The sequence below is a fragment of the Serratia liquefaciens genome (assembly GCF_027594825.1).
GTDB classification, from domain to species: Bacteria; Pseudomonadota; Gammaproteobacteria; order Enterobacterales; family Enterobacteriaceae; genus Serratia; species Serratia liquefaciens_A.
Genome location: NZ_CP088930.1, coordinates 2,039,899 through 2,059,417, shown reverse-complemented (window position 1 = coordinate 2,059,417; position 19,519 = coordinate 2,039,899). Strand labels below are relative to the sequence as shown.

The window sequence follows — 19,519 nt, the reverse complement described above, 5'->3', positions numbered from 1 at the left end:
GTGGTTAATCACACACCAATTCACCGGCTGAATTCGACTTGCAGTTTAATTTAGCTTCTGCATAAAATGCCGCGATTATAATAATTATTATCGTTTACATTCGTTATCAAATAATTCATCAGAGAAACCACCTATGTCGACCAAGCGTCTTCTTTCCGCGGCCAAGCAGAGCCGTTCTCACGTCAGTGGGTTAGCGATAACTATCGCTGCCGCCCTTGGCACGCTGGCGATGCCGGCGTTTTCCGCCGACACCCAGTCCGCCGCCAAGGAAGACACCCTTACCGTGGTGGGCAGCAGCCAATCGCAGCAGGAAAACGCCTGGGGACCTGTGGGGACCTACGCGGCCAAACGCAGCGCCACCGGTACCAAGACCGACACGCCGATTGAAAAGACTCCGCAGTCGGTTTCCGTCGTGACGCGTGAAGAAATGGATATGCGCCAGCCAGCCACGGTAAAAGGCGCACTGGCCTATACGCCGGGCGTGATGGTGGGCAACCGTGGGGCCTCCACCGCTTATGATGCCGTGAATATTCGTGGTTTCAGCTCGGTGGGTACCAACATGTACCTGGATGGGTTGAAGCTGCAGGACGATAACTATTCCATTTACCAAATTGACCCTTACTTCCTGGAACGTGCCGAAGTGCTGCGCGGCCCTTCTTCCGTGCTCTATGGCAAGAGCAACCCGGGCGGGGTTGTCGCCTTGGTCAGCAAACGCCCAACCACTGAAACCCTTCGTGAGGTTCAGTTCAAAATGGGTACCGACAATCTGTTCCAGACCGGCTTCGACTTTGGTGGCGCGCTGGATGATGCCGGCATCTATTCTTACCGCTTAACCGGTCTGGCGCGTGATGAAGATCAGCAACAGGTTGGCGAAAAAAGCAAACGCTATGCAATTGCACCTTCTTTCAGCTGGCGGCCGGATGATCGCACTTCACTGACGTTCCTCAGCAGTTTCCAGGATGACCCGAGCGTGGGCTTCTATGGTTGGCTGCCGAAAGAGGGGACGGTGCAAAATGGGATTAACGGCAAATTGCCGACCAGTTTCAACGACGGTGAGCCGGGTTATAACAACATCTCGCGCAAGCAACAGATGGTGGGATATGCCTTTGAACATGGGTTTGATGATGTGTGGACCCTGCGTCAAAACCTGCGTTACTCGAAAATGGACGTGGATTACCGCTCTATCTATGGCCAGGGCATCAGCACGACAAACCCTGCTGAGTTGACGCGTGGGGTGATGAATTCGAAAGAGCACTTGTCGAGTTTTGCTGTAGACACTCAGGCGCAGGCCAAATTTGCGACGGGGCTGGTTGATCACACCTTATTGATGGGTGTGGATTATATGCGTATGCGCAACGACGTCGTGTATCAGTATGGCAGCGCTTCTAACCTTAACGTGGTGGCGCCGCAGTACGGCAACCAAAGCTACACCATTACCGGCGGCGCCAGCCAGGTGAATCGCCAAGAGCAGACCGGGCTTTACGTGCAGGATCAGGCCGAATGGAACAACTGGGTGCTGACCATGGGAGGACGCTATGACTGGAGCGACACCAACAGCACCAACCGCCTGAACCAGAACTCGGTATCAAAGCAGAAGGACAACGAGTTCACCGGCCGCGCGGGTTTGAACTATGTATTTGAAAACGGCATCGCACCTTATGTCAGCTACAGTGAATCCTTTGAACCTACTTCAGGGGCTGATTTCAGTGGCAATACCTTCGCCGCTTCCAAAGGCAAGCAGTATGAAGCCGGCGTGAAGTATGCACCGAAGGATCGCCCTATTACTGCCAGCATTGCGATTTATCAGCTGACCAAAACCAACAACAAGGTGGCAGATCCAGACCATGTATTTGCTTCCATACAGGGTGGCGAAATTCGCTCTCGTGGGATCGAACTGGAAGGCAAAGCCGCGCTGACGGCCAACGTTAACCTGTTGGGTTCTTATACCTACACGGATGCGGAGTATTCCAAAGACACTACGCAACAGGGCAATACCCCGGCGGCCATTCCCAAACATATGGCTTCAGTGTGGGCGGATTACACCTTCCATGAAACTGCACTCAGCGGGTTGACGCTGGGCTCCGGCGTTCGCTATGTCGGTTCCAGCTATGGTGATGAAGCCAACACGTTTAAAGTGAAGGACTATACGGTCGTCGATGCGGCGATAAAATACGATTTGGCGCGTTTCAATCTGCCAGGCTCTTCGATTGGCATCAACGTGAACAACCTGTTTGATAAAGAATACGTCTCCAGCTGCTTCGCCACCTATGGCTGCTACTGGGGCGCTGAACGCCAGGTGGTCGCCACCGCAACCTTCCGCTTCTAATCGGATTACCGGGGCGGCGCCATGTCGCCCCGGACAGAGTAGGACCTATGCAGGATAAACACCTCAATCACGACGCCACCTTTACCCTGGACAGCGCCAGCTTTGCCGTTCCCGGCCGGGTGCTGCTACAACCCTTGTCGCTGACCTTTCCCGTGGGGAAAGTCTGTGGGCTGATCGGCCATAACGGCTCCGGCAAATCGACCTTACTGAAAATTCTCGGTCGCCACCAAAATCCAACCGACGGTACGGCGCGGCTTAATCAGCAGTTGCTGAGCCAATGGGACAGCAAAGCTTTCGCACGTCAGGTCGCTTATCTCCCTCAACAATTGCCCGCCGCGGAAGGGATGACGGTGCGCGAACTGGTGGCGATTGGCCGCTACCCCTGGCACGGCGCCTTGGGCCGCTTTGGCGTTAACGATCGCCAACAGGTGGAAGAGGCGATTGCGCTGGTGGGGCTGAAGCCGTTTGCCAACCGCCTGGTCGACAGCCTGTCCGGCGGCGAGCGTCAACGCGCCTGGCTGGCGATGATGGTGGCGCAAGACAGCCGCTGCCTGTTGCTGGATGAGCCGACCTCGGCGCTGGATATCGCCCATCAGGTTGAGGTACTGGCACTGATCCAACGTTTAAGCCATGAGCGTGGCCTGACGGTGATTGCGGTGCTGCATGACATCAATATGGCCGCACGCTACTGCGACCATCTGGTGGCATTGCGCGGCGGCGAGATGATTGCCCAGGGCACCCCGCTGGAGCTGATGCAGGGTGACGTGCTGGAGCAAATTTACGGTATTCCTATGGGGACGCTGCCGCATCCAAGCGGCGGCGCACCGGTGAGTTTTGTCTACTGATGCCTGATTCTTCTGATTTTCATCATGATGCCGTCCGCCGTCGCCTGCTGACGGCCATGGCGCTGTCGCCCCTGCTGTTTTCTTTGCCGAGCCAGGCGGCGGCAACGCCACCCGATCTTACGCGCATCGTGGCGCTGGAGTGGCTGCCTATCGAGTTGCTGTTGGCACTGGGGATCACGCCGCTGGCCGTCGCGGATATCCACAACTACAACCTGTGGGTGGAAGAGCCGAAAATGCCGGCGTCGGTGATCGACGTCGGTCAGCGTACCGAACCCAATCTGGAGCTGCTGCAGCAGCTGCGGCCTTCGCTGATGTTGCTGTCTCAGGGATACGGGCCTACGCCGCAAAAGCTGGCCCCTATCGGCCCGACCATGAGCTTCGGCTTCAATGACGGCAGTGGCAAACCGCTGACGGTGGGCCGGAAGTCGTTAGTGCAACTGGCGCAGCGGCTGGGCCTTGAGGCACGGGCAGAGCAACACCTGATCCAGTTCGACCGATTTATCCAGGATGCGCGTCAGCGGCTGCAGTCTTACAGCCGACAGCCGCTGCTGCTGTTCTCCCTGCTGGACACGCGCCATGCGCTGGTCATTGGCCAGAAAAGCCTGTTCCAGGAGGTGATGGACCAGCTTGGGATCCAAAATGCCTGGGAGGGGGAAACCAACTTCTGGGGCACGGCGGTGGTGGGCATTGAGCGCCTGACGGCGGTAAAAAATGCGCGCGCGATTTATCTCGACCACGGCAATCAGGCCATGATGGAAAAAGTCAGTTCTACCCCATTGTGGCAGGCATTGCCGTTTGTCAGACAGAACCAATTGCGCCAGGTGCCAGCAGTGTGGTTCTACGGCGCGACGTTATCGGCGATGCGCTTTTGCCATCTGCTGGAGCAGGCGCAGGAGAGTTATTCATGAGCGCACGCATCCGTGCATTACCGCTGACGTTGCTGCTGTTACTGTTGGCGGCGGCGGGCGGTCTGACAATCTACAACCTGCTGCAGCTGCTGCCGTGGTCGCTGTGGGGGCAGGCGCTGAACGCGCCCGATATCGACGATGTACGTCAAATGCTGTTCCACTACAGCCTGTTGCCGCGGCTGTCTGTGTCCCTGCTGGCCGGTGCCGGCTTGGGGCTGGTCGGCGTACTGTTCCAGCAGGTGCTGCGCAATCCGCTGGCGGAACCGGCGACGCTCGGCGTGTCCGCTGGGGCGCAGCTCGGGCTGACTATCGCCACTTTGTGGATGCTGCCGGGCGGTGAGATAACCCGGCAACTGGCGGCAATGGCTGGCGCTATCCTGGTCGGCGGACTGGTGTTCGGCGTGGCCTGGGGCAAGCGCATGTCCCCGGTGACGCTGATCCTGGCCGGTTTGGTGCTGGGGCTGTACTGCGGGGCGGTCAACAGCCTGCTGGCGTTGTTCAATTACGATCAACTGCAGGGCCTGTTCCTGTGGAGTACCGGTGCGCTAAACCAGCAGGACTGGAGCACCGCACAGTTTATCCTGCCGCGTCTGCTGATTGCCGGAGTGCTGGCCGTATTGCTGTTGCGTCCGCTGACCTTGCTCGGGTTGGATGATGGCGTAGCGCGTAACCTGGGGTTAGGGCTGTCGATGGCGCGCTTTTGTGCGCTGGCGGTGGCGATTATTTTCAGTGCGATGTTGGTGAATGCGGTGGGCGTGATTGGCTTTATCGGCCTGTTTGCGCCGCTGATGGCAAAAATGCTGGGCGCACGCCGTCTGGCGCATCGCATGATGCTGGCGCCGCTGCTGGGTGCGCTGCTGCTGTGGCTGACCGACCAGGTGATGATCTCCTTGACGCAGATATGGCGTGAGATCCCGACCGGGGCGGCAACGGCGCTGTTTGGTGCTCCGTTGTTGCTGTGGTTGTTGCCGCGATTGCGCAGTGCCGCTACGCCGCCACCCATGAACCTGGGTGACAAGGTGCCTGCCGAACGCGGCCATCTGTGGGCATGGGCAGCAGTGGCAGGGATGGTGTTGCTGGCCGGTATCGCCGTGGCGTTGATGTTTGGTCAGAATGCCACAGGCTGGCACTGGAGCCAGGGCGCCGAGCTCGAGTCATTGATGCCGTGGCGCTGGCCGCGCGTGCTGTCAGCGTTGGCTGCGGGCATGATGCTGGCGGTAGCGGGGACCCTGATCCAAAAGCTGACCGGCAACCCGATGGCCAGTCCGGAAGTGCTGGGTATCAGCTCCGGTGCGGCCTTTGGCGTGGTGATCATGCTGTTTATCGTGCCGGGGGACGCCTTCGTTTGGCTGCTGCCGGCCGGGAGCCTGGGGGCCGCAGCGACGCTATTGGTGATTATGATCGCTGCCGGGCGTGGCGGTTTCTCCACCGAACGCATGCTGCTGGCCGGCATTGCGCTCAGTACGGCCTTTACCACCACCATTTTCCTGCTGCTGGCGAGCGGCGATCCGCGTATGGGCGGGTTGCTGACCTGGATTTCAGGTTCCACCTACTCGGTGACGCCGGAACAGGCGGTACGTACGGCGGCCATTGCCGCGCTGCTGATCGTGTTGGCGCCATTGTGTCGTCGCTGGCTCAGTATTCTGCCCCTGGGCAGTGCCACGGCCCGTTCGGTGGGGATTGCGCTAACGCCGGTGCGAGTGGTCATTCTGCTGTTGGCCGCTACGCTGACGGCGATGGCGACGTTGACCGTGGGGCCGTTGAGCTTTATCGGCCTGATGGCGCCGCATATGGCACGTATGCTGGGCTTCCGCCGCGCGTTACCGCAGATGGTGATAGCTGCGCTGCTGGGGGGCTTGTTGATGGTGTTTGCCGACTGGTGTGGCCGAATGGTGATGTTCCCGTACCAGATCCCTGCCGGGCTGCTGGCTACCTTTATCGGGGCGCCGTATTTCGTTTATTTGCTGCGTAAGCAAACCTCGTAGCCGACGTCGTTCCTGCCGTTTCTATCATCAAAGGCTCAGCATCGTTGGGCCTTTATTTTTTCGTATTTTCATACCATTGCAAAGCTTTGCGTATGGCTGCGCAGAACGGATATTCAGTGCGGAAAAGGGGCCTGAGATCTGGGGGGCGATGGATATACTGCGCGCGGGTGCTCTGGATCCTATCTGGAGAGCTCCTGAACTCAAGTTACCTTGGTGTACATAGTACATTTTATGGTGTACTTTGTACCTTAACATGGAGAGGGTGCCAGTGAGTCATGCGCTAGTATTTATTGAGACCCCAATGTTTACGCGCCAGATAATGCAAATAGCCACGGATGACGAGCTAAAAGAACTTCAGAGAGAACTTATCGAATCACCAGATAAAGGCGATTTGATACAGAAAACCGGCGGGTTGCGAAAAGTCAGGATGGCAGCAGGTCCCCAGGGAAAAAGGGGGAGTGCCAGAGTGATTTACTTTCTGGCGACCAAAGAGGTTATCTATCTGGTGATGGCCTACCCGAAAAACATTAAAGACGGTCTGACCGATATGGAAAAATCAGAGCTGAAGAAATTAACGAAATTGTTGAAAGGTGAGGTGTGACATGAGCTTTTTTGACGATATGAAAACGTCTCTTGAAGAAGCTGTCGCCATTAAGAACGGGGTTAAGGCTCCAGCTAATGTTACGCGTTATGATATCGCAGATGTGAAGGCAATCAGGGCGCAGCTTAATGTTTCTCAGAGCGAAATGGCCAAGGTATTGGGTACCAGCATTGATACCATTAAAAGCTGGGAAACCAAAAGACGTAACCCAACCGGGCTGGCTGCAAAAGTATTGGCTGCGATCCAGGCTAACCCCGCTTTCTTCCGTGAGCTTGCCTCACACTAGGCTTATCCCTCGATGAAAGTATCCGGGACGATTAGACCCTTACAGTTAAATAAAACCAGAAAGTCACTGAGTACACTTAAGCGCTAGCAGCCAACTGTTGGCGCTTTTTGTATTTTCATACCATTGCAAAGCTTTGCGTACGGCTGCGCAGAACGGATATTCAGTGCGGAAAGGGGGCTGAGATCTGGCGGGCGATGAATATACTGCGCGCGGGTGCTCTGGATCTTTCTTCCCGAGCATTCGTAAGGGATAGAAAGAGAAAAGCCCCGTGTCGATATATATCAACCCGAGGCCAACTCTAACGCCAGACAACGTTAGGTTAGCTTCTTACCCGCCGAGAGGCAAGGAGAAGGAGGCATGATGCCGAACAAAGGAAGTGTCGTAAAACTGGTCGTTATTTGTGCCACTGTAATATCACTGGCATGGATAACACGCAGCAAACTTTGTGAGCTGCGGATCCGATCGGGCAACACGGAAGTTGCGGCCATTCTGGCTTACGAATCCAAAAGGTAAGGCAACCCAACGGCGGGGGCATTGCTCCCGCCTGTTGGTTGTTTGAGCGTGGATCCACGAGCACCCATCCGATAAAAACAAAAACGGCAAGCCAAGGCTTGCCGTTTTCACATTCGATACGCAGGCTTATTTCAGGCCGGCAGCATCGCGCAGCAGTTCTGCTTTGTCGGTCGCTTCCCAAGGGAAGTGCTCACGGCCGAAGTGACCGTAAGCTGCGGTTTCGCGGTAGATCGGCTGCAGCAGATCCATCATCTGGATCAGGCCGTATGGACGCAGATCGAAGAACTCGCGTACCAGCAGGGTCAGCTGTTCGGTAGGGACTTTCTCGGTACCGAAGGTTTCCACCATGATGGAGGTTGGTTCCGCCACGCCGATAGCGTAGGAAACCTGGATCTCACAGCGGTCAGCCAGGCCGGCGGCAACGATGTTTTTCGCCACGTAGCGCGCTGCGTAAGCCGCGGAACGGTCAACCTTGGACGGATCCTTACCGGAGAACGCACCGCCACCGTGACGAGCCATGCCGCCGTAGGTATCAACGATGATTTTACGTCCGGTCAGGCCACAGTCGCCCATTGGGCCACCGATAACGAAACGGCCGGTCGGGTTGATGTGGTATTTGGTGCTGGCGCTCAGCCATTCGGCAGGCAGAACCGGCTTGATGATCTCTTCCATCACCGCTTCTTGCAGGTCTTTCAGAGAAATATCTTCGGAATGCTGGGTGGACAGTACCACCGCATCAATACCGACGATTTTGCCATCGTCATATTGGAAGGTGACCTGGCTTTTCGCATCCGGGCGCAGCCACGGCAGAGTGCCGTTTTTACGGACTTCGGACTGGCGCTGCACCAGACGGTGCGCGTAGGTCACCGGTGCCGGCATCAGCACTTCGGTTTCGTTGGTGGCATAGCCAAACATCAGGCCCTGGTCGCCAGCACCCTGTTCCAGAGGATCGGTACGGTCAACACCCTGGTTGATATCCGGGGATTGCTTGCCGATGGCGCTCAGTACGGCACAAGAGTTGGCGTCGAAGCCCATATCCGAATGAACATAGCCGATTTCGCGCACGGTTTTACGGGTGATCTCTTCGATATCTACCCAGGCGCTGGTGGTGATTTCGCCGCCAACCAGAACCATGCCGGTTTTCACGTAGGTTTCGCAAGCTACGCGTGCTTTAGGATCCTGTTCCAGGATGGCGTCGAGGACGGCATCGGAGATCTGGTCAGCGATTTTATCAGGATGTCCTTCGGAGACGGATTCGGACGTGAATAGGTGTTTAGCCATGGTGTTCTTTACCTTGCATAAGACGGGTTAGAAATTACTGCACAGCGCTGGAGATCCGGCATCAAAGCGAAGGGTCTTCCGCTGATGGCGCGAGATGCTTCCTGCAACGCCCCTCAGGCAAAGCCGTTAAGCAGTTTATCAGTTAACCAGTATAGATGGATTAACATCTGGACGTCTATTTTAGGTCAGGGCTTAGCCGGATTGCCAGTATTTTTTTGCCCTTTCGCTCTTTTGCGCAAAGCTACCGGCGCCATTTTCATCGCTTGAAACAGTTTCCGACAAATTTTCATTTTGCATTTTCCCCGTGTTATCGGTATAAACTGCGCGCGCGGCTCATTTGGTGCACAGTGCGGGGTACGAAGTTGTAAACTTCTGTGACGCCTCCACGGGGGTCTGATTGTCAGCCGCAGACGCCAACCTTTGGCGTCGCCGCTTCATAGAACGGTCACGTTCTTACACTATTAATAGAGGCTCAGTCGTTCATTGAGGACGACGTGCGTGGAGGTGGTTGGATTAATGATCCGTTGTCTACCGGTTGTTGGTTCTCAACAGCAGTGCCGTTCTGGCGCACATTCTTCTGCTATTTCCCGTCTTGTCTCTACACCACCTTCCAGGTGTGATAAACACTTGGGCGCTACTCAGGATTCTCGGGCCGGTTAACGGTCGTCTGAAGAACTGAACAAGGGTAGCCTGCAGCCTTCCTGTGGGATGTTTCTTGACCCGATTCACGAGGTTTGAACAGGGTGTCTTACAATTATATGAGTAATAAACCGATCGCTGACCGCGAACGGCAGTTTTATTCGCTGCCGCAAGGGCGGTTTGTTGGGTTGTTCTCGCGGGTTGTAGCTGCGATAGTGGCTGACTGTATCGTCAGTACGCGATGTGAGGCGAGTAATGTCTGATGATCTTTTGATTCACCGTCCGTCAGCAACGGGCGAATCTAAATCTTTGCGCTCCATGCAGGAGGTTGCCATGAATGATCGTGATGCCAGCAAGATGCTGCGCACTTATAACGTCGCCTACTGGGGCAACAATTATTATGACGTCAATGAACTGGGCCACATCAGCGTGTGCCCGGATCCGGACGTCCCGCAGGCACGTGTCGATCTGGCCGAGCTGGTGAAACAGCGTCAAAACGACGGTTTGCGCCTACCGGCTCTGTTCTGCTTCCCGCAGATCCTGCAGCACCGTCTGCGTTCGATCAATGCCGCGTTCAAACGTGCGCGTGAGTCGTTTGGCTATGAAGGTGGCTATTTCCTGGTTTACCCGATCAAGGTAAACCAACACCGCCGCGTGATTGAGTCTCTGGTCAATTCCGGCGAACCGCTGGGGCTGGAAGCCGGCTCCAAGGCCGAACTGATGGCGGTGCTGGCACATGCCGGCATGACCCGCTCGGTGATCGTCTGTAACGGCTATAAAGACCGTGAATATATCCGTCTGGCGCTGATCGGTGAAAAGCTGGGGCACAAGGTGTACCTGGTGATCGAGAAGATGTCCGAGATCAACATGGTGCTGGAAGAGGCCGAACGCCTGAACGTGGTGCCGCGTCTGGGCGTGCGTGCGCGTCTGGCGTCGCAAGGCTCCGGTAAATGGCAGTCGAGCGGCGGCGAAAAGTCCAAGTTCGGTCTGGCAGCCATTCAGGTGCTGAAGCTGGTGGAAACCCTGCGTGAAGCGGGCCGTCTCGACAGCCTGCAACTGCTGCACTTCCACCTGGGTTCGCAACTGGCCAATATTCGCGATATCGCCACCGGCGTACGTGAGTCGGCGCGCTTCTACGTAGAACTGCATAAGCTGGGCGTGAACATCCAGTGCTTCGACGTGGGCGGCGGTCTGGGCGTAGATTATGAAGGTACCCGTTCGCAGTCCGACTGTTCGGTGAACTACGGCCTGAACGAATACGCCAACAACGTGATCTGGGGCATCGGCGACGCCTGTAATGAACACGGTTTGCCGCACCCGACGGTGATCACCGAATCCGGTCGTGCAGTGACCGCGCATCATACTGTGCTGGTATCCAACGTGATCGGCGTTGAACGCAACGAATTCAGCGATCCATTACCGCCTGCAGAAGACGCGCCACGCGCGCTGGAAAGCATGTGGGAAACCTGGCAGGAAATGAACGAGCCGGAAAATCGCCGCTCGCTGCGTGAATGGCTGCACGACAGCCAAATGGATCTGCACGATGTTCATACTCAATATGCACACGGCATGTTGGATCTGACCAAACGTGCCTGGGCTGAGCAGCTGTATCTGAACATCTGCAACAAGATCCAGCAGCAGTTGGATCCGAGCAATCGTGCACACCGTCCCATCATCGACGAACTGCAAGAGCGTATGGCGGACAAGTTCTACGTCAACTTCTCGCTGTTCCAGTCCATGCCGGACGCCTGGGGTATCGATCAGCTGTTCCCAGTGTTGCCGTTGGAAGGCCTGGATAAGCCGCCGGAAGGCCGCGCGGTGCTGCTGGACATCACCTGTGACTCGGATGGCACCATCGATCACTACATCGATGGCGACGGCGTGGCGACCACCATGCCAATGCCACCGTACGATCCGGAAAACCCGCCGGCGCTGGGCTTCTTTATGGTTGGCGCCTATCAGGAGATCCTCGGCAACATGCACAACCTGTTCGGCGATACCGCCTCGGTTGACGTGTTTGTCTTCCCTGACGGTACGGTAGAAACCGAATTGTCCGATGAAGGCGATACCGTGGCCGACATGCTGGAATACGTGCAGCTCGACCCTACCGCACTGTTGGCCAAGTTCCGCGATCAGGTGAAAGAAACCGATCTGGACAGCGAGCTGCAGGCGCAGTTCCTGGAAGAGTTCGAAGCCGGTTTGTACGGTTATACTTATTTAGAAGATGAATAAGTAGAGCGCTTCTGAAAGGCCGGGCATCTGATGGATGTCCGGCCTTTTTTATATCTTGATGCCTGATATTCTATTTTATTTGCTCATCTTTCAATTTTAAAACATGCTTTTTCCACCAGCGGCTGGTAAAGAACAAATACCCCGATGCGATAAGGAAAGAGTAACCTAGTGGTTTAAGCATTATGCTGGCGCTAATGGCTTCCCCTTTAACCAGAAAGACAAGCGCATAACAAAGAAAGAAAAGTGAAAATATTTTGAGAAATTTTATAATCACTACCTACCCCCACAGATGCTGATAAGCGCGTTCATTACTAACACAGCGCTTAGTCACTCACAAGGCGCTGATAAAAAAAGTCTACGGCGATCATGGATACGGGAACATAGATAAGCACTACCTCTATGGATATTTCATTCAGTGAGTCAAATTTAGAGCAAAGATAACCCAACGGAATGCCTGATAAGAAAGTCAGGGTTTCTAGCGTGATATAAAGTTTGTTGTTTTTAATTATTCGCCGTTGGCGCATGGGCATAATATTAAACATGGCTTTACTGATCCCGTGTTATCTGAAAGTGTAAAGATTAATTGTTAACAGGGCTATTAACCTATTTTTAATAAAGTGGTTTTTATAATTAACCTATATATTTTTCTTGCCGGCTAAAGGGATCAAAATCACAAAGTTCAAACCTCGGCGGGCGGAAGCGGTCACACGACGGTAGGATTCAGGGTATATACTGGCTAACGACGAGCAGCCGATATGATGATGCGCGCTCTTGAAGCGCGAGCGAAATGCGGCGATAATCTGCTGCATAGGCAGTACTGAAACAGATTTCGAATGGATCCCTTTCTCGTCGGGCTAACGACGCGGGAGGGATTTTTTTTTGCCAGCGTCTGTGTGATTTTTCAACAGGCGAAACGTTGAAATATGAGGGTTTACTATGAGTACCTTAGGCCATCAGCCCGATAATTCCTTAGTGTCCAATGCCTTTGGTTTCCTGCGCTTTCCGCTGAACTTTATGCCTTACGACAGCGATGCAGAGTGGGTCATCACCGGCATTCCATTTGACATGGCAACCTCCGGCCGCGCCGGTGGCCGTCACGGTCCGGCGGCAATCCGTCAGGTTTCCACCAACCTGGCCTGGGAAGGCAACCGCTGGCCATGGAACTTTGACTTGCGCGATCGTCTGAATGTCGTCGATTGTGGCGACGTGGTGTTCAACTTTGGCGACGCTCAGGACATGAGCGACAAGCTGCAGGCGCACGCGGAAAAACTGCTGAAAGCCGGCAAGCGCATGCTCTCCTTCGGCGGCGACCACTTCGTGACTCTGCCGTTGTTGCGCGCACACGCCAAACATTTCGGCAAACTGGCACTGGTGCACTTTGATGCCCATACCGACACCTATGCTAACGGCAGCCAATACGATCACGGCACCATGTTCTTCCATGCGCCGAACGAAGGTCTGATCGATCCCACTCGCTCAGTGCAGATCGGTATCCGTACCGAGTTCGACCACGACAACGGTTTCACCGTGTTGGACGCGGCACAGGTTAACGATCGTAGCGTTGACGATCTGCTGACTCAGATCAAACAGATCGTCGGCGATATGCCGGTCTATCTGACCTTCGACATCGACTGCCTGGATCCGGCGTTCGCACCGGGTACCGGTACACCGGTCATCGGCGGTCTGACTTCCGATCGTGCGTTGAAACTGGTGCGCGGCATGCAGTCGCTGAACATCGTCGGCATGGACGTGGTAGAAGTCGCCCCGGCGTATGACCAGTCTGAAATCACCGCGCTGGCTGCGGCGACGCTGGGTCTGGAGATGCTGTATCTGCAAGCTGCTAAAAAAACAAAATAAGTTCTTAATAGTATTAACAGGCGGTTATGGGCTGTAAGCACGGTACCATAGAGAAATACACATAACCGGTATCTATATACCTATGGATTTCTAGTCACAGCTCAGTCCCAGGTATTGTAGGGGCGCTGCATGCTGCGCCCGAGTTCAGCGGGGCGAATTTATTCGCCCCCTACGGTGACTGGGGTGAGTGCAGGTAACAACGCTGTGGCTTGAAAGACGACGGGTATGGAGAAAATATGCTGACCAAGCCTTCCACACGTCTTAACAAATATATTAGCGAGAGCGGCATCTGCTCTCGCCGCGACGCCGATCGTTACATCGAACAAGGCAACGTTTTTATCAATGGCAAGCGCGTTACGCTTGGCGATCAGGTATTCCCAGGGGACGTCGTCAAGGTCAACGGTCAGCTGATTGAACCTCGTAACGAAGACAACCTGATCTTTATCGCGCTGAACAAGCCGGTCGGGATCGTCAGCACCACCGAAGAGGGCGAGAAAGACAATATTGTCGATTTCGTCAACCACAGCACCCGTATCTTCCCGATCGGCCGCTTGGACAAAGACTCTCAGGGGCTGATCTTCCTCACCAACCATGGCGATCTGGTGAACAAGATTCTGCGTGCGGGCAACGACCACGAAAAAGAATACCGGGTGACGGTCAACAAACCGGTCACCGACGACTTTATCCGTGGTTTGGGTGCCGGCGTGCCGATGCTGGGGACGGTGACGAAAAAATGCAAAGTGAAGAAAGAAGCCCCCTTTGTGTTTCGCATCGTGCTGGTTCAGGGCCTGAACCGCCAAATTCGCCGCATGTGCGAGCATTTCGGCTATGAGGTCACCAAGCTGGAACGTACTCGCATCATGAATGTGAGTATGGCCGGTTTGCCACCGGGTGAATGGCGCGATTTAACCGACGACGAACTGGTCGAACTGTTTAAGTCGATCGAGGGCTCCACTTCGGAAGCAAAACCGGCGAAGAAAGCCAAACCGGCAGTGAAAAAACCGGCCGGCAGCGGAGCGAAAAGCGCCGATAAACCCAGCAGCAGTGCGCCTGCGCGCAAGCGCTTTGCTCAACCGGGTCGTAAAAAGAAAGGGCGCTGAGCCCCGGTAATATGAATAGGGTTCGGGGCGCATGTGCGCCCCGACTGCTTTATGCCCGCCTGGCCTCTCGCGTCATCCGCATCCGGCCAAACAGCACACAGCCCGCCAACAGCGTTACTAGCTGCGACACCATCAGCACCGCAAATCCTGAAGACACCTTGCCCTGGCTGGCCATTACCATGCCCATAATCATCGGCACAAACGCCGAGAACATATTGCCGATGCCGTTAATCAGCCCGTAGGCGCTGCCGACCGCCTGCGGCTGCGCATAATGTTGCAGCAGGGTTGGGATCGCCGCCCCCTGAGCCCCCCAGCAGGCATTGGCCGCCAGCAGGAAGAAGGCAATCCAGCCGAGCTGATGACTGTGCATCACGCCATAGATACACAGCGCGGTCGCCGCACCGCCAAAGGCGAAAATCAACGGTGCCTGATAGGGGCGAATGCGGTCAAGCAGCACTCCGCCGAGATATTTTGAGGCGATGCTGACGATAAACGGCAGCGAAGCCATCCAGCCCATCTGTTTGATGGAAAATCCTTTCTCGTCGGTCAGGTAAGCCGGCAGCCAGGAACTGGAGCCCCACAGATAGCTCAGGGTCGCGATCTCGATCAGCATGATCCAACCCAGCATCGGGGTATGCCAGGCCAGGGCGAAGGTGTGCCAGACACGGCTCAGAACCGGCTGAGGATCGACGTCGCGCGGCGGTAACGAGGCTGGGTGGATAAACAACCGCACCAGTGCCAACCCCAGCAGCAGGTTGATCAGCGCCAGCAGATAGAAAGAGACCGCCCAGCCAAAGTGCGCCATCAGGAAACTCACCAGCGGAAAGCCGATCACCAGGCCTAGGGAAACACCCAATGTGCTGACGGCATTGGGTTTACCGCGCTCATCGGCGGCGAAGTGATCGCCGATGTACATGGTTTTCAACGAGAACAGCGGTCCCTCGCTGACGCCAAGCAGTGCGCGTACCGCAAACAGCAGCAATAACGACCCCGCCAGCGGTGAGGCGGCGGTGAGCAGCGCCCACAGCACAATGCTGAGCGTCAACGCGCGGCGATAGCCCATCAGGGTTTCCAGAAAGGGCGTCAGCAGCATGGCGGAAAGCCCGTAACCGAGCAAAAAAACCGTCATCAGCATGCCCTGGTGCGCCCGGTTACCGTCGAGCTGAAAGTGCTGCAAGAATTCGGGGTTAACCAGCATCACGGCGATATTGACCCGATCGGCATAGGCGATGACGATCAGAAACAGCAGGGCTACCACCCCGAACCAGCGTTGACGTTGTTGCACAATGCGCTCCTTTGGCGGGCGAAGAAAGAATTGAGGCAGCAGCAAACTAACCCGCTGATTTCACAGTGCTGAAAAGCAGGGCTGAGCCGTTTTAATGTAAATTTATTGTTATCAAAAAGGTGTGTTCGTCAGTGAGAGAGCACTTTTACTCGCATTGCATCCGCCAGATCAACGTCTTTTTACCGATGAATTAGTGATAGAAAGCACAACTTTCATCAGTTTTTCATATCGGTGCATTTTTTCGTGATCCTTCCCGCATTTGTCATGTTTAAACAACTTTCCATTAACAATTGCCGTGTTGCTCTCTTGACGAAAGTTTCACCAGACTTATAGTGAGTGTATTAAATAAGAAACTGAGTTTCATATATGAAACAATCAGATAGAGGACAGAAGCAATGAGCTGGAAGAACGTGTGTGAAGTGTCTCAGGTGAAAGAAGATTTTCCTTTCTCCGCCAACGTGGAGGGGAAAGAGGTCGGTGTGTATCTGATCGACGGCAACTATTACGCGCTGGAAGACGTTTGCCCACATGCCTATGCCTTGCTCAGCCAGGGGTTTGTTGATGACGGCAAGGTCGAATGTCCGTTGCACGAAGCATTGTTCGACGTGCGTACCGGCCAGTGCCTGCGTGAGCCAGGCGGTCGCGATCTGCAAACCTATGCCACCCGGGTGATCGACAATCAAATCCAAATCACCTTTATTGCGGAGGAGTAATCATGCAGCACATCACCGATTTCAATCCCTGGCTGCCGGACACCCAACAGGTGATCCCGGCGCGCGAAGGCGGCAACGGTCAAATCCATCAGCCGGGCCAATTCCAGAACGTCATCTGGCAAACCCGCGCCCGGGTGCCGGACGGTTTCGAAACTGCGCTGGTGACGGCGTTGGAAGAGATCTTCGATCAGGGCGCGGAAGAGCTGGAGCAGATCGTCAGCGCACTGAATCAGCGTCGCCTGTTCGATCGCAATGGCCAGCCGTGGAATGAGACGGCATTCCGCGAATTCCTTCACGTTAACGGTTTCTGAGCAGCATCCGGGAGAAGAAAATGACAGCAAACACAACATCCTCCGCACAGACCTTACAGGACTATCTCGACCAGGGGCTGCGCGGCATGTGGTATCCGGTGCTGGCCAGTTGGGAAATCGGCAATAACCCGGTGGGCATCACGCGGCTGGAGCAGCAGATTGTGGTGTGGCGCGATGGCGACGGCGCGATCCATGCGCTGGAAGATCGCTGCCCGCATCGTGGTGCACGCCTTTCCATGGGCTGGAATCTGGGCGATCGCATCGCCTGCTGGTATCACGGCGTGGAAGTGGGCGGCGACGGTACGGTCAAAGACGTGCCGGCGGTCGATCGTTGCCCGCTTGTGGGGCAGAAATGCCTGCGCTCTTACCCAGCCAAAGAGGCTTACGGTGCGGTGTTCCTCTATTTCGGCGTGACGGCGGATGAAGAGCCGGCTGAATTGGCCTTCCCGCCGGAACTGGCGGACGAAGCGGCCTACAGCAACTTCCTGTGCACCGCCAGTTGGGACTGCAATTACCAGTACGCGCTGGAAAACGTGATGGATCCTATGCATGGCACCTACCTGCATTCGTCCTCACACTCGATGGCTGAGGGGGATCGCAAGGCGGACATGGCGCTGGAGCCGACCGACAGCGGTTTCATCTTTAAGAAGAATGGCCAGATCGGCGTTAACTTTGACTGGGTGGAGTTCGGCAGCAGCGGTGCCTACTGGATGCGTTTGTCGATCCCGTACAAGAAACGCTTCGGTCCGGGCGGTCACTTCTGGATCATCGGCATGGTGGTGCCGGAAGATAAGGATCACTGCCGGGTGTTCTTCTGGCGTATCCGTAAGGTGAAAGACTGGCAGCGTGACATGTGGCGCTTTATGTACCGCAATCGCCTGGAGTCGCTGCACTGGGACGTACTGGAACAGGATCGTATCGTGCTGGAAAATATGGCCCCGAACGCGCGTGGCCGAGAGTATCTGTATCAGCATGACGTTGGTTTGTCTCGTTTGCGTCGCATGATGCAAAAAGAAGCGCAGAAGCAGCTGGCGAAGCTCAGTGAGCTGGAGGCGGCGCAGTGAACGGCTTGCTGACGGGAAAACGCATTGTGGTGACCGGCGCGGCGCGCGGGCTGGGGCGGAGTTTCGCCGCAGCCATCAGCCAGGCCGGTGCCAAAGTGGTGATGTGCGATATTCTGGCTGATGAGCTGACGGACAGCGCAGCCAGCCTGCGCGAGCAGGGCGCACAGGTTGAAACGCTGAGCATCGATCTGGCCGATCCGGCGTCGATCAGCGCGGCATTCAACGCCATTGCCGAAGGCGGAGCGATCGACGGGTTGGTGAACAACGCGGCGTTGGCTACCGGCGTCGGTGGCAAAACCATGATGGAATACGATATCGATCTGTGGGATCGGGTGATGCAGGTCAACGTGCGCGGTACCTGGCTGGTGAGTCAGGCGGCGGTGCCGTTGCTGGCGCAAACCCCACATGCCAAGATCGTTAACGTGGCTTCGGATACCGCACTGTGGGGCGCACCGCGTTTAATGGCTTACGTGGCCAGCAAAGGGGCGATCATCTCCATGACCCGCTCAATGGCGCGTGAACTGGGCCCGCAGGGGATATGCGTCAACGCCATCGCGCCGGGGCTGACGCGGGTAGAGGCCACCGAATACGTGCCCGCCGAGCGCCATCAACTGTACGAACAAGGGCGTGCATTGGCCGGGGCACAGCACCCTGACGACGTTAACGGCTCGGTGCTCTACCTGCTGTCGCCGTTGGCGAATTTCGTGACCGGCCAACTGTTGCCGGTTAACGGCGGCTTTGTTTTTAACTAATCAACCTTTAGCCAGGAGCAGCACATGGCGGACGATCAAGCGTGTAAATATCTGATCCCAGGACTGGATCGCGGGTTACAACTGTTGCTGGCGTTTGGCGAGCAGCACAAGGAAATGACTTTTGCCCAATTGCATCGCCTGGTCGACATGCCAAAGGCTACCGCCTATCGCGTAGTGCAAACCCTGGAGCATCTGGGCTTTCTTGAGCGCAACCCGCGCACCAACACCTTTGCGCTGGGCATCAAAGTGCTGCGCCTCGGCTTTGAATATATCGCTTCTCTGGACGTTGCTCAGGCCGGCCAGCCGGTGATAGAGCAACTGCGCGATCGCAGCCAGTGCAGCAGCCATCTGGCGATCCGTGATGAGCGCGACGTGATCTACATCGCCCGCGTCAGCGCCGCCGGTTCGCAAATCAATCAGGTCAGCGTCGGCACTCGCCTACCGGTACACCAAACCTCATTGGGGCGCATGCTGCTGACCAGCGCTACCCGCGACGAATTCGAACAGCTGTATCCGCAGGATCAACTGCCGGGCAGCGCTCCGGGAACCCCGGCGGATCGCGAAACGCTGTGGCAGATGGTGCAGCAGGACAAGGCGCGCGGCTATGTTATTGGCGAGTCGTTTTTCCGCCATGGCATCTCTTCGATCGTCTATCCGATCTTCAACCGCGAGCAGCGGGTTGAGGCCGTGGTCAGCATTATGGTGCCGTTCGATGAAATCCCGAAAGCGGATCGCGAACGGCTGCGCATGGAAGTGCGGGATGCCGCGGAGAAAATCTCCGGCTTCCTGGGCGCACCGCCGCAGGCAAACGTCGGTTAACT

General features: G+C 56.0%; 18 protein-coding genes. 16 read left to right on the top strand and 2 right to left on the bottom strand.

Annotation, left to right across the window (positions count from 1 at the left end; all coding sequences use genetic code 11):
* Positions 1–133 precede the first annotated feature (133 nt).
* The 7 genes from fhuA (at position 134) to LQ945_RS09345 (ending at position 7,464) form a co-directional block, all read left to right on the top strand.
* Complete coding sequence (fhuA, locus tag LQ945_RS09375) at positions 134–2,326, top strand: ferrichrome porin FhuA (protein WP_269936149.1); 2,193 nt, start codon at positions 134–136, stop codon at positions 2,324–2,326.
* A 47-nt stretch (positions 2,327–2,373) separates the two neighbouring features.
* Positions 2,374–3,171, top strand: coding sequence for a Fe3+-hydroxamate ABC transporter ATP-binding protein FhuC (gene fhuC, locus LQ945_RS09370; protein ID WP_182822582.1), 798 nt, complete (start codon positions 2,374–2,376; stop codon positions 3,169–3,171).
* On the top strand, positions 3,171–4,079 hold the full coding sequence (gene fhuD / locus LQ945_RS09365; protein WP_270102760.1) for a Fe(3+)-hydroxamate ABC transporter substrate-binding protein FhuD: 909 nt from the start codon (positions 3,171–3,173) through the stop codon (positions 4,077–4,079). Before fhuC ends, fhuD begins: the two co-directional genes overlap by 1 nt.
* Positions 4,076–6,064, top strand: a complete 1,989-nt coding sequence (gene fhuB, locus LQ945_RS09360) for a Fe(3+)-hydroxamate ABC transporter permease FhuB (protein WP_270102759.1) — start codon at positions 4,076–4,078, stop codon at positions 6,062–6,064. The genes fhuD and fhuB overlap by 4 nt, the downstream gene beginning before the upstream one ends.
* Positions 6,065–6,332: 268 nt before the next feature.
* Positions 6,333–6,665, top strand: coding sequence for a type II toxin-antitoxin system RelE/ParE family toxin (locus LQ945_RS09355; protein WP_270102758.1), 333 nt, complete (start codon positions 6,333–6,335; stop codon positions 6,663–6,665).
* Between the two features lies 1 nt (position 6,666).
* Positions 6,667–6,951: a NadS family protein gene (gene nadS, locus LQ945_RS09350; RefSeq protein WP_044553363.1), complete on the top strand. Its 285-nt coding sequence runs from the start codon at positions 6,667–6,669 to the stop codon at positions 6,949–6,951.
* Positions 6,952–7,311: 360 nt separating this feature from the next.
* The gene (locus tag LQ945_RS09345) at positions 7,312–7,464 is read left to right on the top strand and encodes a Hok/Gef family protein (protein WP_071827059.1); all 153 of its coding nucleotides are present in this window, start codon (positions 7,312–7,314) and stop codon (positions 7,462–7,464) included.
* A gap of 126 nt (positions 7,465–7,590) precedes the next feature.
* On the opposite strand, the gene metK is transcribed toward LQ945_RS09345, so the two are convergent.
* Positions 7,591–8,745, bottom strand: a complete 1,155-nt coding sequence (gene metK, locus LQ945_RS09340; protein ID WP_020828554.1) for a methionine adenosyltransferase — start codon at positions 8,743–8,745, stop codon at positions 7,591–7,593.
* 758 nt (positions 8,746–9,503) lie between these two features.
* Here metK and LQ945_RS24900 point away from each other — a divergent pair.
* From LQ945_RS24900 to rluF, 4 genes are all read left to right on the top strand, one after another.
* Complete coding sequence (locus tag LQ945_RS24900; RefSeq protein WP_115058053.1) at positions 9,504–9,647, top strand: virulence promoting factor; 144 nt, start codon at positions 9,504–9,506, stop codon at positions 9,645–9,647.
* Positions 9,640–11,616 carry a biosynthetic arginine decarboxylase gene (speA, locus tag LQ945_RS09335; protein WP_182822592.1) on the top strand — a complete coding sequence of 659 codons (1,977 nt, stop codon included), beginning with the start codon at positions 9,640–9,642 and terminating at the stop codon, positions 11,614–11,616. Before LQ945_RS24900 ends, speA begins: the two co-directional genes overlap by 8 nt.
* A gap of 936 nt (positions 11,617–12,552) precedes the next feature.
* Positions 12,553–13,473 carry an agmatinase gene (speB, locus tag LQ945_RS09330; protein ID WP_262239679.1) on the top strand — a complete coding sequence of 307 codons (921 nt, stop codon included), beginning with the start codon at positions 12,553–12,555 and terminating at the stop codon, positions 13,471–13,473.
* Between the two features lie 236 nt (positions 13,474–13,709).
* On the top strand, positions 13,710–14,573 hold the full coding sequence (gene rluF, locus LQ945_RS09325; RefSeq protein WP_182822596.1) for a 23S rRNA pseudouridine(2604) synthase RluF: 864 nt from the start codon (positions 13,710–13,712) through the stop codon (positions 14,571–14,573).
* Between the two features lie 49 nt (positions 14,574–14,622).
* On the opposite strand, the gene LQ945_RS09320 is transcribed toward rluF, so the two are convergent.
* Positions 14,623–15,858 (bottom strand): MFS transporter, encoded by a 1,236-nt coding sequence (locus LQ945_RS09320; RefSeq protein WP_270102757.1) that lies wholly within the window; start codon positions 15,856–15,858, stop codon positions 14,623–14,625.
* 395 nt (positions 15,859–16,253) lie between these two features.
* Between LQ945_RS09320 and LQ945_RS09315 the strand changes: the two genes are divergently transcribed.
* Genes LQ945_RS09315 through LQ945_RS09295 form a run of 5 tightly spaced genes read left to right on the top strand, consistent with a single transcriptional unit; the run spans position 16,254 to position 19,517 of the window.
* Positions 16,254–16,571, top strand: a complete 318-nt coding sequence (locus tag LQ945_RS09315; RefSeq protein WP_044553353.1) for a non-heme iron oxygenase ferredoxin subunit — start codon at positions 16,254–16,256, stop codon at positions 16,569–16,571.
* A gap of 2 nt (positions 16,572–16,573) precedes the next feature.
* The gene (locus LQ945_RS09310; protein WP_044553351.1) at positions 16,574–16,882 is read left to right on the top strand and encodes a recombinase-like helix-turn-helix domain-containing protein; all 309 of its coding nucleotides are present in this window, start codon (positions 16,574–16,576) and stop codon (positions 16,880–16,882) included.
* 20 nt (positions 16,883–16,902) lie between these two features.
* Positions 16,903–17,946, top strand: a complete 1,044-nt coding sequence (locus LQ945_RS09305; protein WP_269936155.1) for an aromatic ring-hydroxylating oxygenase subunit alpha — start codon at positions 16,903–16,905, stop codon at positions 17,944–17,946.
* Complete coding sequence (locus LQ945_RS09300) at positions 17,943–18,698, top strand: SDR family oxidoreductase (protein WP_269936156.1); 756 nt, start codon at positions 17,943–17,945, stop codon at positions 18,696–18,698. Before LQ945_RS09305 ends, LQ945_RS09300 begins: the two co-directional genes overlap by 4 nt.
* A gap of 24 nt (positions 18,699–18,722) precedes the next feature.
* Complete coding sequence (locus LQ945_RS09295) at positions 18,723–19,517, top strand: IclR family transcriptional regulator (protein WP_044553345.1); 795 nt, start codon at positions 18,723–18,725, stop codon at positions 19,515–19,517.
* Positions 19,518–19,519 lie beyond the last annotated feature (2 nt).